The organism is Paraburkholderia sp. BGA-UO-ETr-F12 (genome assembly GCF_059567945.1).
Genome location: NZ_JCAQOZ010000044.1, coordinates 39,051 through 52,576, shown reverse-complemented (window position 1 = coordinate 52,576; position 13,526 = coordinate 39,051). Strand labels below are relative to the sequence as shown.

Annotated in this window: 13 protein-coding genes; 3 read left to right on the top strand and 10 right to left on the bottom strand. The window is 62.5% G+C overall.

Translation table 11 applies throughout. The features are described from left to right. Positions 1 to 48: 48 nt before the first annotated feature. The 7 genes from AC57B6_RS18985 to ftrA all read right to left on the bottom strand — a co-directional run bounded on the left by AC57B6_RS18985 (position 49) and on the right by ftrA (position 7,566). The gene (locus AC57B6_RS18985) at positions 49 to 1,464 is read right to left on the bottom strand and encodes a GH1 family beta-glucosidase (RefSeq protein WP_496421890.1); all 1,416 of its coding nucleotides are present in this window, start codon (positions 1,462 to 1,464) and stop codon (positions 49 to 51) included. A gap of 334 nt (positions 1,465 to 1,798) precedes the next feature. Further along, positions 1,799 to 2,224 carry a hypothetical protein gene (locus AC57B6_RS18980; protein WP_149029711.1) on the bottom strand — a complete coding sequence of 142 codons (426 nt, stop codon included), beginning with the start codon at positions 2,222 to 2,224 and terminating at the stop codon, positions 1,799 to 1,801. A 178-nt stretch (positions 2,225 to 2,402) separates the two neighbouring features. Then, a complete protein-coding gene (locus AC57B6_RS18975) occupies positions 2,403 to 2,783 on the bottom strand; it encodes a hypothetical protein (protein WP_496421889.1) in 381 nt (126 codons plus the stop codon). A gap of 288 nt (positions 2,784 to 3,071) precedes the next feature. After that, positions 3,072 to 4,289 (bottom strand): DUF2252 domain-containing protein, encoded by a 1,218-nt coding sequence (locus AC57B6_RS18970; RefSeq protein WP_496421888.1) that lies wholly within the window; start codon positions 4,287 to 4,289, stop codon positions 3,072 to 3,074. A 52-nt stretch (positions 4,290 to 4,341) separates the two neighbouring features. Continuing rightward, complete coding sequence (locus tag AC57B6_RS18965; RefSeq protein WP_046571153.1) at positions 4,342 to 5,109, bottom strand: bestrophin-like domain; 768 nt, start codon at positions 5,107 to 5,109, stop codon at positions 4,342 to 4,344. A gap of 155 nt (positions 5,110 to 5,264) precedes the next feature. After that, complete coding sequence (locus AC57B6_RS18960; RefSeq protein WP_496421887.1) at positions 5,265 to 6,209, bottom strand: tetratricopeptide repeat protein; 945 nt, start codon at positions 6,207 to 6,209, stop codon at positions 5,265 to 5,267. Positions 6,210 to 6,600: 391 nt separating this feature from the next. After that, on the bottom strand, positions 6,601 to 7,566 hold the full coding sequence (ftrA, locus tag AC57B6_RS18955; protein ID WP_496421886.1) for a transcriptional regulator FtrA: 966 nt from the start codon (positions 7,564 to 7,566) through the stop codon (positions 6,601 to 6,603). 122 nt (positions 7,567 to 7,688) lie between these two features. On the opposite strand from ftrA, the gene AC57B6_RS18950 reads away from it, so the two are divergent. The 3 genes from AC57B6_RS18950 (at position 7,689) to AC57B6_RS18940 (ending at position 11,244) form a co-directional block, all read left to right on the top strand. Further along, entirely contained in the window at positions 7,689 to 8,102 is a 414-nt protein-coding gene (locus AC57B6_RS18950) for a rhodanese-like domain-containing protein (RefSeq protein WP_144193264.1), read from the top strand. A gap of 141 nt (positions 8,103 to 8,243) precedes the next feature. Continuing rightward, the gene (locus AC57B6_RS18945; protein WP_496421885.1) at positions 8,244 to 10,313 is read left to right on the top strand and encodes a putative bifunctional diguanylate cyclase/phosphodiesterase; all 2,070 of its coding nucleotides are present in this window, start codon (positions 8,244 to 8,246) and stop codon (positions 10,311 to 10,313) included. 124 nt (positions 10,314 to 10,437) lie between these two features. Further along, positions 10,438 to 11,244: a hypothetical protein gene (locus AC57B6_RS18940; protein WP_028200285.1), complete on the top strand. Its 807-nt coding sequence runs from the start codon at positions 10,438 to 10,440 to the stop codon at positions 11,242 to 11,244. 130 nt (positions 11,245 to 11,374) lie between these two features. Here AC57B6_RS18940 and AC57B6_RS18935 read toward each other — a convergent pair whose 3' ends face one another. The 3 genes from AC57B6_RS18935 to AC57B6_RS18925 form a co-directional block, all read right to left on the bottom strand. Then, complete coding sequence (locus AC57B6_RS18935) at positions 11,375 to 11,809, bottom strand: bactofilin family protein (protein ID WP_046571162.1); 435 nt, start codon at positions 11,807 to 11,809, stop codon at positions 11,375 to 11,377. A 178-nt stretch (positions 11,810 to 11,987) separates the two neighbouring features. Continuing rightward, a complete protein-coding gene (locus tag AC57B6_RS18930) occupies positions 11,988 to 12,374 on the bottom strand; it encodes a hypothetical protein (protein WP_030098827.1) in 387 nt (128 codons plus the stop codon). Continuing rightward, positions 12,367 to 13,356, bottom strand: coding sequence for a M23 family metallopeptidase (locus tag AC57B6_RS18925; protein ID WP_496421884.1), 990 nt, complete (start codon positions 13,354 to 13,356; stop codon positions 12,367 to 12,369). The genes AC57B6_RS18930 and AC57B6_RS18925 overlap by 8 nt, the downstream gene beginning before the upstream one ends. Positions 13,357 to 13,526 lie beyond the last annotated feature (170 nt).

The window sequence follows — 13,526 nt, the reverse complement described above, 5'->3', positions numbered from 1 at the left end:
CTTACTCTGATCCCATGCAAAGCTGTCGACATACAGCCCCACCTGCCGTTAGACCCTCGCCTTACGCTCCTTCAAGAATTTCGCCACCAACTCCGCACTGCGTTTGACCGTGCGCTTCTGCGTACTGTAATCGACATGGACGACACCAAAGCGACGCTCGTAGCCAAACGCCCACTCGAAGTTATCCATCAGCGACCACAGAAAATAGCCGCGAACATCCACGCCGGCCTTGATCGCCTGATCGACCGCCGCAAGATGGCGCTTGAGGAACGAGATGCGCTGCGCATCGTCGACGTGGCCGTCGATCACCTTGTCGTCCGAGGCCATGCCGTTTTCGGTGATGTAGATCGGCGGCAGGTTGCGATACGTTTTCTTGAAACCGGTCAGCAGATCGCGCAAGCCATCGGGATACACCTCCCAACCCATCTGCGTGCGTTCGACGCCTTCGAGCGGCACGTCGCGAAATCCATGCGCGCCATCGCTCGCAACATTGGTACGGAAGTAATAGTTGATACCGAGGAAGTCGAGCGGCGCGGCAATGGTCCGCATATCGCCGTCGAGTACCAGCGGTTCGGTGCCCGGCCACAATTCGAACAGATCCTGCGGATACTCACCCTTGAGCAGCGGATCGAGAATCCACGCATTGTGCTGGACTTCGAACAGATGTGCCGCGCGTTGATCCGCGGCGCTGTCGCTATTGGCCGTGCCACGGCCGATGTTGGCGACGATACCTTTCTGCGAAGCCGGATCGTTGCCGCGCAATACCGGAATCGCGAGGCCGTGCGCGAGCAGCAGATGATGCATCGCCTGCGTCGCGAAACGGTCGTTGGCGAGGCCCGGCGCGTGGTGGCCGTTGCCGTAGCCGAGATATGCCGAACACCACGGTTCATTGAGCGTCGCCCATGCGTCGACCGTGCCGGCCAGTTCGCGGCTCATCAGATCGGCGTAGTCGGCGAAGCGATACGCGGTGTCGCGATTGAGCCAGCCGCCGCGATCCTCCAGATGCTGCGGCAGGTCCCAGTGATAGAGCGTCACGAAGCTTGTGATGCCCTTCTCTTTCAGGCGGTTCAGAAGGCGCTTGTAGAAGTCGAGCCCTTTGCGATTCGCCCTGCCTGCCGCGTCCATCACGCGTGGCCATGCAATCGAGAGCCGGTAGCCCTCGAGCCCGAGCGAGGCCAGCATGTCGATGTCCGCTTCCCACCGGTGATAGTGATCGCAGGCCACCGCGCCGGTGTCGCCGGCCAGCACCTTGCCGGGTGTCGCCGAGAAGGTGTCCCAGATCGACGGCAGGCGACCGTCTTCATCCACCGCGCCTTCGATCTGATACGAAGCCGTGGCGGCGCCCAGCAGGAAGTTCTTGCGCCACAGCGAGGAGTCCGCGGGCGGGGTAAAGGGCTCGGCGAGCGAGCCCTTGAAAACTGCTGGGGATAGGGTGTCGAATGCAGCGGATGCGTCGTTTGCCACGGATTCTCTCCTGCGCTGAGGTCATTGAACCGGGTACGGCAAAACTTGATACGGAAGCCGGCTGGAAGCCGCTTAAGAGCTGATTGGAAACAGTCTGGAAGCAAAAGTGGAAGCGCTTCCACAACGACCAGCGAACGATAGCAGTGGCGAATTCCCCGCAGCAATCAGGGTTTGTCTGGAGGGAGTGCTGGCATGCGCGGCGCTGTCATGCGCCGCGCATTGGCGTTGTCGCGTGAATCTGAATTCAACAGGCTGTTGGCGCTGCCGAACGATTGAAGTGAATTGTGCGGCGATTGTCAGCTGTCAAGCTGACAGTCCACATGGCAGTGGTAAGTTACGAACCCGACTTGCCATATAGATGGCGCAAATCTGCCCCGCCGATCCGCTTGTTTCGCTCGACAATCATTAACCCGTCGCCCGCTTCAGGGTAATTAACCAGCGGTTCTCCATCTAACCGGTCCACATTAAAGATATCAATGAAATAGTCTGAGGGGGTTTTCATTGCCACCGCATAGATTAGAACCGGCACACCGTGATCGACGCCCACCAATTCGTAGCCGAGTGTGATTGAGTCGCGTCCTGCTCTTTCGATGTTTTCTTCGTGAACCACCGCGAGGAAATAAGGAGAATCGATCTCGCGTACCAGACACGTTTCAACCTGTGTCTTCCATTGATTAGTTCGGTCACCATACAGCGGCTCATTTGCCTCGATCAGAAACTTGAGCAGCGCATGCTCCTTCGCCGAGAGTGGTCTTGACATTTGTTCCTTCCTCATCTTGGGCGAATCGAGCCCACTCGTATCGTGTTGCGTCGTTCAGATCGAGGGACTGCCGTTCCTGGCAACCGTGCCGGTCCGCGAAACGACCTGGCCGTCAGGTGAATAGCCGAACCTCCTGTTTCGCTCGCCAATCATTACCCCGTCACCTGCCTCAGGATAGTTAGCCAGCTTCTCTATCGAGGCGGTCTTTCGGGAGCTTAAAGCGCGGCAATAGGTCCGACTCCTTGAACACGTGTCGCAAATCTGCCCCTCCTATGCGTTTCCCCGCTTCCATGATCATGAGGCCGTCACCTGGCTCGGGATAGGCGACAAGAGGCTCTCCATCGAGTCTGTCGATATTGAAGGAGTCGAGCACGAAGCCTGCCGGCGTTCTATCGGCTATCGCGTAGATAAGCACCGGTACACCTTCGTCAATGGATATCAGTTCACGCGCAAGCGTTCGGGAGTTTTCCCATCCTTCGTAGGTTTCCTCGCCGTGGCTGATCGAGAGGCAATAGGGAACGTTGACTTCACAAACCATACAGTTTTGAATCTGATTCATCCAGCGAGGTGCGTCCGCCTCGTACAAGGGAGCATTGACCGAAAATAAGAAATTCAATCAATCGATGTTCCCGGGGAGTTAGCAGTCGTTGCATATGTAGCCTCTGTGACCTTATTACCGTGGCAGGCAAATCGAACCAATGCGAATTACATCCGCACACTGTCGATAAGCCGAGTATCCGATCTGCACACCGTCGACGCTAGAGGTAAAAAGACAAGATGCGCTGGCAGCCGTAAAGATCGATGCAAAGCCCTGGGCACGGCGCCAAGTGCCCAGGGTGACGCGCCATTAAGACTTCTGCACCGGCAGATTAAACGCGCCGCCATCATAAGCCTCGCAATACGCTTTCCAGTCGGCGTTCACTTGAGCCTCGCATTGCGTCGCGAGTTCGATCAATGGCAATTGCCAGTCCTTACGATTGCCGAACGCAATCAATTCGTCCGCAATCGCCGACTTCTGCCGGCCGCCGCTACGCAGTTGCCCCCATGCGCTCAACTCGGCCATGCTATTGATCACTGCTTCGAGCCGCGGCAGCTTGTCGTCCCAGGCGCTCAACGCCACCCGGTCTTCCGAAGGTTGCAAGCTGCGCAGCACATACGAACGCTGGTTGAAATCGACTGCGTGCAGGAACGCCTGCGAAACAGCCTGATTGCGCCGCTGAATTTCAACCACGCGCTGCGCCTCGCTGTGCCACTTCGGCTGCGGTGTGCGCACATGCGGCGTCACCGAAGACGGCAGCGCCTCTTTCAGATCGAGCAGATAGTTGCCGTCCGGCGAGCCTTTGCCTTCGACCAGAATCGCATAGCGATCTACCCCCAGGCTCCCGGTGCCGGCAATCCGCCGGGCCACGTCGATAACGCGATAGAAGTCCGGATTGGGTTGGCTGGCGGCGAACTGATGCATGAACGCGGTAACGGTGGCCCGCGCCTCGTCGCTGATCGGCAGGGCTTTTCTGCCGTCCACCTTCAGCACGCGCGTCTTGCCCTTGAGCGTGGTGCGCCGGTCGAGATGCTGGGCGCGCGTGCGACTCTCCAGCGCGTCGAACAGATCGCGCACCATGCCGACGGAAGTCTCCGCTTCGATCCAGCGCGCTTTGCCGAAGGCGAGCGCGCCGCCGTACGCATCGACCGCGGTGTGGCAGAGCGCGAGTGCCTGAGCACGGCTCAGTTTGAGGTCGCTTGCACCGACCAGCACGCTCGTGAGAAGCCGTACCAGTTCGTAAAGGGCCGGCGCGAGGCAGGCTTCATCGAAATCGTTGTTGTCGAAATAGACAAGCCGGCTATCACCCTTGTAGCTGCCGAAATTTTCCAGATGCATATCGCCGCAAATCCACACCGGCGGCGCATCGTCGAGCACTTTGTCGCGCGGCAGGCGCTCATAGAACAGATGACAGGTGCCACGCAGAAACACGAATGGCGAGCTGCGCATGAGCTTGTACTTCATCGCGAGCCGTTCAGGATCGCGGCCGGTATTGAAGCTGGCGATGGTATGTGCGATATCGGACATGGGGTTTCCTTTCATACGGCGCGCGGTGAGTCCAACGGGGGGCAGTATGGACTCAATTCGAGCGGATCGAGTCCACGAGCGCATGGAGATTGAGCGGCTTCACGCGAATCACGCCACCGCGCGGACTGTCGATATCGGCGACCAGCATGAACGACAGCGATACGATCAGCGGCACGATCAGCAACAAGCCGGCGCCCGCTTTCAGACCGCGCGCGCCATAGCCGACCAGTACGTTGGCGCACACGCCGATCAGCACCATCAGTGTCCACGCCGCGACGGGAATGCGGTTCCACCACGCCGCCTGCGTATAACCCTGCGTGTTGAGCACGTCGTTCATGCCGGAGACAGCTAGCGCCGCCACCGGCGTGGGCTGCGCCATGGCGGCGTTCTTCACCGCGGACCACATTGCGTTTTGCAGGCGTGACGTATCGGCGTTGACCTGGGCGAGTTCGTCGGCGTCGCGGGTAGTGTAGAACAGCACCCGCTGGTCCAGATAAGTCTTCAGCAAGCCTCGCACGGTAGCCGCTTCGGCGGCGGGCAAAAGATCGGCACGAACGTATTCAGTGCCGATTGCGTTCGCCTCTTCTTCCTCGTAGTTTTTGCGTTGATCGTAGCGGCCTACCGCCATCGAAAAAGTGAAACCGATAATCAGCGCGAGCAAGGTTAGCGTGGCGGCCTGAATCACGCTGAAGTCATCGCGTGCATCTTCGTCGATCTTTCTGAATCTGCGTAGCACCGACGCGCCGACGCGCGCCGACAACCACATCGCGACGAACGAAATGATGAACACGAGTGCGGGATAGTCGAAGAGGGTTTGCATGGACGAGCGTTATTCTTATCAGGGCTTCGTTGGCGGGAACGCTGTGGACAGCGGTTAAACGGGTACAGCCATTGCATCATAAGAGACGCGGTGCGGATGGGGAAGCCGGCGCGCAACGCCGCACTCGCGCCTGGCCGCCGGCAGCATGCGAACCGTCAGGAGCCTGTCATCAGATAGTAACGTCCGTTCGCACTGACATTGAAGCCGAAACCGCATTCCATCGGCGAGCCATGCGTCTCTACGTCGAGCGTCTCCGGTGCGGAAAGCCTGAACTCGATCAGGCATTTGTCCGCCGCTTTGTTAGCGGGTTTGTCATAAGCCGCGAGGTTGGTGATTCTCGCAGTGGCGTCGAGCGGCGCATCGCCGCCGCCATCGGTCACGGGCACGCGCGCCACACCGTCGTAAAACCGCACGTAGGCCGACAGGTTGCCCAGGTTCGCGCTGGGCTGACCGTCGGCGCCCACCGTGGGATACATGAAGTCGCCGTCGATCCGGTAGATGCCGTGCCGCCCTTTCACCGGCTTGATCTCGATACTGTTCCACGCGCCGAAAAACATATAGCTGACGAAGTGCGCGCCGTTTGGCGGCACCCCGTTCACCACGGCTTTGCCGGCGATCGACTCGAGGCGCTGACGCGCGGCCGCGACGGCGCGACCGAGCAGCGCATCGTCAGGGTACGCGCCGCCACGACTCACCGCGGTCCGGTAGTAGGCGCGGGCATCGGGCAGCGCACCTAGCTTCAATTGCACGTCGCCCTGATGGACCAGCGCCATCGCCACGCGGGCCCGCGCCGAACTGGTGGCTTTCGGCGAGTTCTCCTCGTCGGCCTGCAGGGCGGTGGCTTCGGCGAGCGCGGCTTCCATCTCGACCAGCGTTCGCGCCTCCTTGACGTGCCCGGCTTCGAGCGCGGCCACGCCCAACGCCGCGCATGACGCGTTCGTACGGCACGGCACGTCTTTGCCCGCCAGCAGGTTGCGCCGATAGAGTTCGGCGCGTGACGCGGTGGCTTGCGTTTGCGCCGCGGCGAGCGCGGGCGTAAGCACAGCAACGGCAGCAGTGACGACGACGGCAGCAGCAGCGACGGTGATTTTGACGTTCATGAGCAGGAGAGGACGGTGGCGACGACGCGTTTCAAAGACGCACTTCAAGCAGCCGTATGCGCCACACGCTGGAGGTGGGTTGCCACGGACGCTGGCCGTGATGCTGACAGAAAACCGGCGATTGCGCGAACCCTCGCACGCGGCCGGTGCGGGTGCTCAATCACGCGAACCAGTCGTAACGCCCGGCTTATGGCGCTTCGTGACGTTCGATCTCGCGCGGAGGCCGGCATGACGCGCATTCGATATCTCATGCGGCGCGCATCGAAGTGCTTGCCATGCATGCACCCTGGATGATTTTTCACATCGGCAAGCGCGTGTTTGAAACGGCACGCGCACACGAGAACGGCAACACGGACGTGACCTACGTCTACCGGCCCGTTTGCAAGCCGCCCTATGCCTCGGCTTGCACGCCGAATTTCTTACGATACGCGCCTGGGCTCGTCAATGCGATACGGCGAAAGTGCCGTCGCAGTGATTCCTCAGAGCCGAAGCCCGCGAGTTCCGCAACGCGCGTCATGGGCAACGGCGTGGATGCCTCAAGCAGTTCCCGCGCGATCGCCACGCGTTCACGCACCAGCCATTCGTAGGGCGCCATGCCGGTGGCGTCGTGAAACTGCCGCTGCAGCGTGCGCGGACTCATCGCCGCCCGTTCGGCCAGCGACTGCAAGGTGTGCGGCAAAGCCGGATGACGGCGCACCCAGTCCATCAGTTTCGCGAGGCGGCCGCCTTCATCCTGCGGCATCGGCCGCGGCACGAACTGCGCCTGACCGCCCTCGCGATGCGGCGGCACCACGAGCCGCTGCGCGACCCGGTTGGCGACCGCGCTGCCGTGGTCGCGCCGCACCAGATGCAGCAGCATGTCGAGCCCTGCCGCCGATCCCGCCGAGGTGATGATCTGTCCGTCGTCAACATATAACGCGTCCGGCTGCACACGCAGTTGCGGATAACGCTGCTGCAAGGTGTCGGCGTAGCGCCAATGGGTCGTCACGGTCTTACCGTCGAGCACGCCCGCGGCGGCCAGCACGAATACGCCGGAGCAAATCGAACAAAGGCGTGCGCCGCGCTCGTGAGCGGCGCGAATTTTCTTTAGCAGCGGCTCGGGCGGCAGTTCGCCGGCATCGCGCCAGCCGGGAACCACAATCGTGTTGGCGCGATCCAGCAGCTTGAGCGTGTAAGGCGCGGTGACGGTAATGCCGCCGGCGGCGCGAATCGGACCAGGCTCACTCGCACATACCGCAAAGCGATACCAGTCCACGCCGAGCTCGGGACGTTCGAGCGCGAACAGTTCGGTCACGCAGCCGAATTCGAACGTACAGAGCCGATCGTAAGCCAGTGCAACAACGAGATGATTTTGCATGGCGTGATGTTACCGGAGATTGACGATTACGCCACTTATCCGGCAGCTCGGGTACCGCGACAATGAAGGCTCCTGAATCGCCTCGCGATGCCTTCACGCTCACTCTCTACCGGAACCTAGCCATGCCTGATCACACCGCGGCCCCCTCCACCAACCCTGTCACCACTATCGCCGCTGCCGATAGCGCCGCCGCCGTCGCTCACTTCCAGGCGTCGCTGCAATTCGAAACCGATTGCGCCGACGTCAGCGCGGCATTAGCTAGCGGCACGCCCGGCTTCGTGCTGCTCGACGTGCGTAGCCCGGCGCTGTTCGAACAAGGCCACGTGCCGGGCGCGCTGAACCTGCCGCACGGCAAAATCGTGGCGTCGAAGCTCGCGGCCTACCCGCCGGACACGCTCTTCGTCACCTACTGCGCGGGTCCACATTGCAACGGCGCCGCACGCGGCGCGCTGCGTCTCGCGCAACTGGGACGGCCCGTCAAATTGATGATCGGCGGCGTCACGGGCTGGCTCGACGAGGGGTTCACCCTGGCTTGAAGAACGGTCCAATTACCGCCAGGCCGCAGCCAGACCAGGCGTGATCGAGCCCTATCGCTAACATATTGAAAATTAATTAAATAAACGCCGCGAACTGTCGATAACAGGTTCAGCCGCTTCCCTTTCGCGGTTGGACTTAACATGCAGAGCTCATACAATTTTTGGCTGGTTGCAATCTCGTTCCTCGTCGCGGCGCTAGCGTCCTATACGGCGCTCGATTTGACAGGCCGCATCTTCATGCTGGCATCGGTACGTCTGCGTCGCGCGTGGCGTCTGGGCGGCGCAGCGGCGCTCGGTGTCGGGATCTGGTCGATGCACTTCATCGCGATGCTCGCCTTTTCGCTGCCGATCCCGCTTGGCTACGACTTCGCGACGACCGCTTTTTCGCTCGGCCTCGCGATCGGCGTCTCGTATCTGGCATTGGTCGTGACGACCCAGGCACGGCTTACTCCGCTTCGGCTCGTAGCCGGCGGCGTGCTGATGGGCTTCGGCATTGCCGGCATGCACTACACCGGCATGGCCGCCATGCAGATGGCGCCGGGCATCCATTACCGCCCGGCCTGGTTCGCCGCTTCGCTGGTGATCGCGATCGGCGCCTCGACCGCCGCGCTATGGATGGCGCGCGCACTCAGTAACGACGACGAACGCCACGTCGTGCGCAAACGTTTCGGCGCCGCGCTGGTGATGGGCGTGGCAATCAGCGGCATGCATTACACCGGCATGGCGGCCGCCGAGTTTCTGCCCGGCGCCGTGTGCGGCGCGGCTAAGGGCGTGAACGCGGAATGGCTGGCGACCTCGGTGATCCTGTTCACATTTGCAATTCTGATCGTGACGCTGATGTTGTCGCGTTTCGATGCGCGCACCAGCTTCCTGATCGGGTCGGTATCGAAACTGAACGGTCAGATCGTGCGGCTCGCCACGCTCGACACGCTGACCGGCCTGCCCAACCGCAGCACGCTCACCGACCGCATCCAACACGCGATCCATGTTGCGCGCCGGCAGCGTTCGCTGTTCGCCATCCTGTTCATGGATCTCGACGGCTTCAAGACCATTAACGATTCGCTCGGCCACTCGGCCGGCGACGAAGTGCTGTCCGCGTTCGCCCAGCGTCTTCTGCTGTGCGTGCGTGCGAGCGACACCGTCGCGCGTCTGGGCGGCGACGAGTTCGTCGTGCTGTCCGAAAACCTGGATTCACGCGAAGATGCCGGCACGATCGCCGAAGGCGTGCTCGACCGGATGCGCCGTGGCATCTGGACCGACTCGCAGCCGCTGCAGGTGATGCCGAGCATCGGCATCGCGCTCTATCCGCACGACGGCGACAGCGTCGACACGCTCCTCAAACATGCCGACGCGGCCATGTACGAAGCCAAGCGCGCGGGCCGCAGCACCTATCGCTTCTTCGAGCAAAGCATGAACGAAGCCGCGACGCGTACGCTGCAAATTCAGAGTGCGCTGCATGAAGCGCTCACCGCCGGACATTTCTCGCTGCACTTCCAGCCGAAGTTCCATGGCAGCGGCGACTCGCTGGCGGGCGCCGAAGCGCTGATCCGCCTGAATCATCCGCAGCTCGGCGTGCTGGCGCCGCTCGAGTTCGTGCCGATTGCCGAGCGCTCGGGCCAGATCGTACAGATCGGCTACTGGGTCATGCGTGAAACCTGCCGGCAGATTCGCCGCTGGGTCGCGCAAGGCCTGCCGTCGATGAAAGTGGCGATCAATCTGTCGCCGCGCCAGTTGTCGCAACCGAACCTCGTCCCGACGATGCTCGAGATCGTCAAGGAGGAAGGCGTGCAATGCGGACAGATCATGTTCGAAATCACCGAATCCGTCGCGATGCAGGACGCGCCTAAAACCATCGAAATGATCCGCGAGTTTCAGGCAAGCGGCTTTGAAATCGCCATCGACGATTTCGGCACCGGCTATTCCAGCCTCGCTTACCTGCAGCGCTTTCGCGTCAAGCAACTGAAAATCGACCGCTTCTTCACCAACGGCCTCGACGAGCACGGACCGGAAGGCAGCGCGATCGTCTCCGCGATCATTGCGCTCGCGCACTCGCTGGAGATGGACGTCGTGGCGGAAGGCGTCGAGACCGAATCGCAACTCGACAAGCTCAAGTCCATGATGTGCGACGAGATGCAAGGCTTCCTGCTAGGCAAGCCGCTTAGCGCCGACGATTTCAGTGAACTGCTCCGTGAGAGGATGATGGCGGCATGAGCATCCTGACCCGCTCGAAACGCCCAGGGGCGCGCCGCGAAGGTGTGCGCCGCCGTGCCCTGCCCGCTGCGCGACCCCGTTTTACCGATAAGCAGGAACAGACAGATTGGCGGCCGGAGATTTCATGAAAATTGACGTAGCGACGTTCCAAACGGTATGGCTGATTCTGTTTCTGTGCAGCGCCCTGATCACGACGGCGCTTTCGCGCATGTTCGCGCAGGTCGGCGCCTTCCGCTTCTGGGCCATCGGCTTTTATCTGCTTGCCACCGCCACGGCATCGTTCGCGTTGCATAAGATCTGGCCCAACGACCTGCTGATGCTGGCCACCGCGACGCTGGCGTTGCTAAGCCGCATTCTGATCTGGTCGGGCACGCGCGATCTGTTCGGCGCCGCGCCGCGGTGGCGCACCGGCCTTGCCGTCACGGCCGTGTTTGCCGTGCTGCATGGGAGCATGCTGGCATTGAACGCGCCGCTGGGCGCCCGCGCCTTGCTGCTGGCGCTGTTTTTTCTGCCGTGCCGCGCGGCGACGCTGTATGAAGTGTGCCGCCGGCGCCGTCCGCATCTCGGGCCGGCACGTGTGCTGGTGGTCGTGGGCAGCATCATCGCGATGCTCAATGTCATCGTGCCGCTCCTGCTGGTCCTGCTGGACCGGGCCAATATGACACTGTTCTACGGCAATCCTCGCACCACCTCGGCGCTGTACGCGGTGGTGTTTGCAGGCGATCTGCTGTTGACCGTCGGCTTGATCGTGCTGGCCTTGCGCCAGCTGGTCACCGAACGCGACATGCTCGCCACGCTCGACCGCGGCGCGCTGGAACATCTCGCCGGAGCACGGCAAATGCGGGCTCTGCGCGATTCGCGGCTGCCACGCGGCGACGTGCTCGGTCACGACACGTCCACGCAACGCCAGTCGCTGCCGGGAGCGATTTGACGCGGCGCGCGGGCCGCTTGTGAACCCTGTTGGCGGCGCATTGGCCCGTTCATGACTTTAGCCGCCGGCAGGCGCTCGTTAAGCGCTAATTGGTCGTTCATTAATCGTTCATTAGTCGCTCGGTAGTCGACTAGCCGGCCTTGCGTTCCTCTCGCGCGCTATCAGCCACTTCGACGAGCATCGGCGACGCAATCTGTACAGCTTCACGCCTCGCCAGCTTGCCGTCCACCGAGGCGCCGCAATCCATCCGCAACTGCTGGTAGTAGATGTTGCCGGTCACGTGCGCGCCGCTTTGCAACTCGACAAAGTGATCGGCAATCACGTCGCCGATGATCCGGCCGTTGACCACCACGTCATAGCCATGCACGTTGCCCTCGATCGAGCCGCGCTCGCTCAATACCAGCAGCGTCTGCGCACCCGGCTCGCCGCTGACGTTGCCGGTCACGTGGCCGTCCATGCGCAGGCCGTCGCTGAACAGGAGGTCGCCCGTGATCCGCACGTCATGGGCGATGAGTGTGGCGAGCTTCGTCTGCTGGATACCCGCGTGCTTTTTCTTGCTGAACATAAATACCTCGTGAAAATGAAAATGTTCGTCGCGCGATGCCGTCCGGGCGACGATCCGGGGTGTTGTTGCCTGGTTGTTGCCTGGTTGTTGCCTGGCTGTTGTTGCCTGATTGTTCCTGCCCGGTTGCCGGGTCATCCGCTTGCCGGGTCATCGGGGTGTTGCGCCGCATACCCGTCAGTCAGCGGCGCGGCTCGGATGGCTTCGCTTTGCTCTGGCCGCGCAGAAACTGCAGTTCGGCATTCAATCTCGCGACATCGGCGGCGGCGCCATCCGCGGTTTTCTGCACCGCGGCGCGCGCCGCCGATTCCTGCGCCAACGCAAGCCGCGCGCGGGCTAGCTCCCTCTGTTCGCTGCCTTCATCCGCGGGTGCCGCCGTGCATTGAAGCGCCGGTGTGCCGGCGCGCTGCGCGTGCCAAGCCACAACGGCCGCCGCGCCGCCAGCCGCGCTGAGCGCGCACACCAAAACCCACAGGGCCGCGCGAAAAGCCGGCGAGCGTGCGGGCTGCAACGTGTAGGCGCGCTGCGTCAGACGGCCCGCATCGCGGGAGAGGCGTCGGTCAACCATGGGGCGGAGGCGCGAACAGCGCAAGGTAAGCGGCCGGGTTGACCGGCGCGCCGTTGACCAGTACTTCGAAATGCAGATGCGGCCCGGTGGAGCGACCGGTGGAGCCGACGTCGGCGACATACTGGCGCGGCAGCACCAGATCGCCGACATGCGCAACGATGCGCGACGCGTGGCCGTAACGGGTCACGAGGCCGTTGCCGTGATCGATTTCGACGCAGTTGCCATAGCCCGATTTCTCACCGGCGAAGATGACCCGGCCGCCTGCTGCCGCCAGAATCGGCGTACCGGTTCTGGCGACCAGGTCGACGCCCGGATGAAAACTCAAACGATGGGTGAACGGATCGGTGCGGTTGCCAAACGGTGAGCCGAAGCGTGCGCCGTCGGCGGGCATGCGGCCGGGGAAGGCAGCGTAGGCGATCGCGTGGTCGGCGGTCTGCTGCTCGAGCGCGGACAGCGTCGCCGCGATGCAATCCAGTTGTTGCCGGGTGCGCGCGGCATCGGCATGACCGGCCGCTTGCGGCATGACATCCGTACACCGGCGCGGCGGTAAAGACGGGCCGCCCTCGCCGTCGGTTGCCGACAGGTCGGGTTCGAAGGCGGCGCCCGGGGTTGCCGGGATGGCCGGGGTAGCTGAAGTAGCCGGTGCGCGCGGCGCCGGCCGCGGTGTATTCAGACGTGTTTCGAAATCGCGCAACGCGTCGACCTGCAGCGTCAGGCGCGCGATGCGCGGTTCGATTTGCGCCACGGATGCGTTCAGCTTGCCGAGCTGATCAATCGCATAGTCGTGCTCGACACGGTTCGCCACTTGCTCGCCGGCGGCGTCGTGTGCCGGCCAATGCATGCCGATCGCGATGCCTGCGGCGAGCGCCAGCGCCGCCGCGCCGAACGCAGTGGCAACCACGATGGTCAGCACGGTGCGGCGTGTCACGAAACTGACCGGACCGCTGGAAAACCTGCGGCCAGCGCCAAACATGGAGGACATCAGCAGCTCCCGGCACGCGCCATGAGGCGCGCGCAAGGCGGCGTACGGGCGATGCAGGACGCGTTCAACACGCGCGGTGTGTTGAACGCGCCACGCATGTTGAACAGGCAAAAACGAGACGGGAAATCGGCGAACTGGACTGACTGCATGCGGCATCAACCGGACAACTT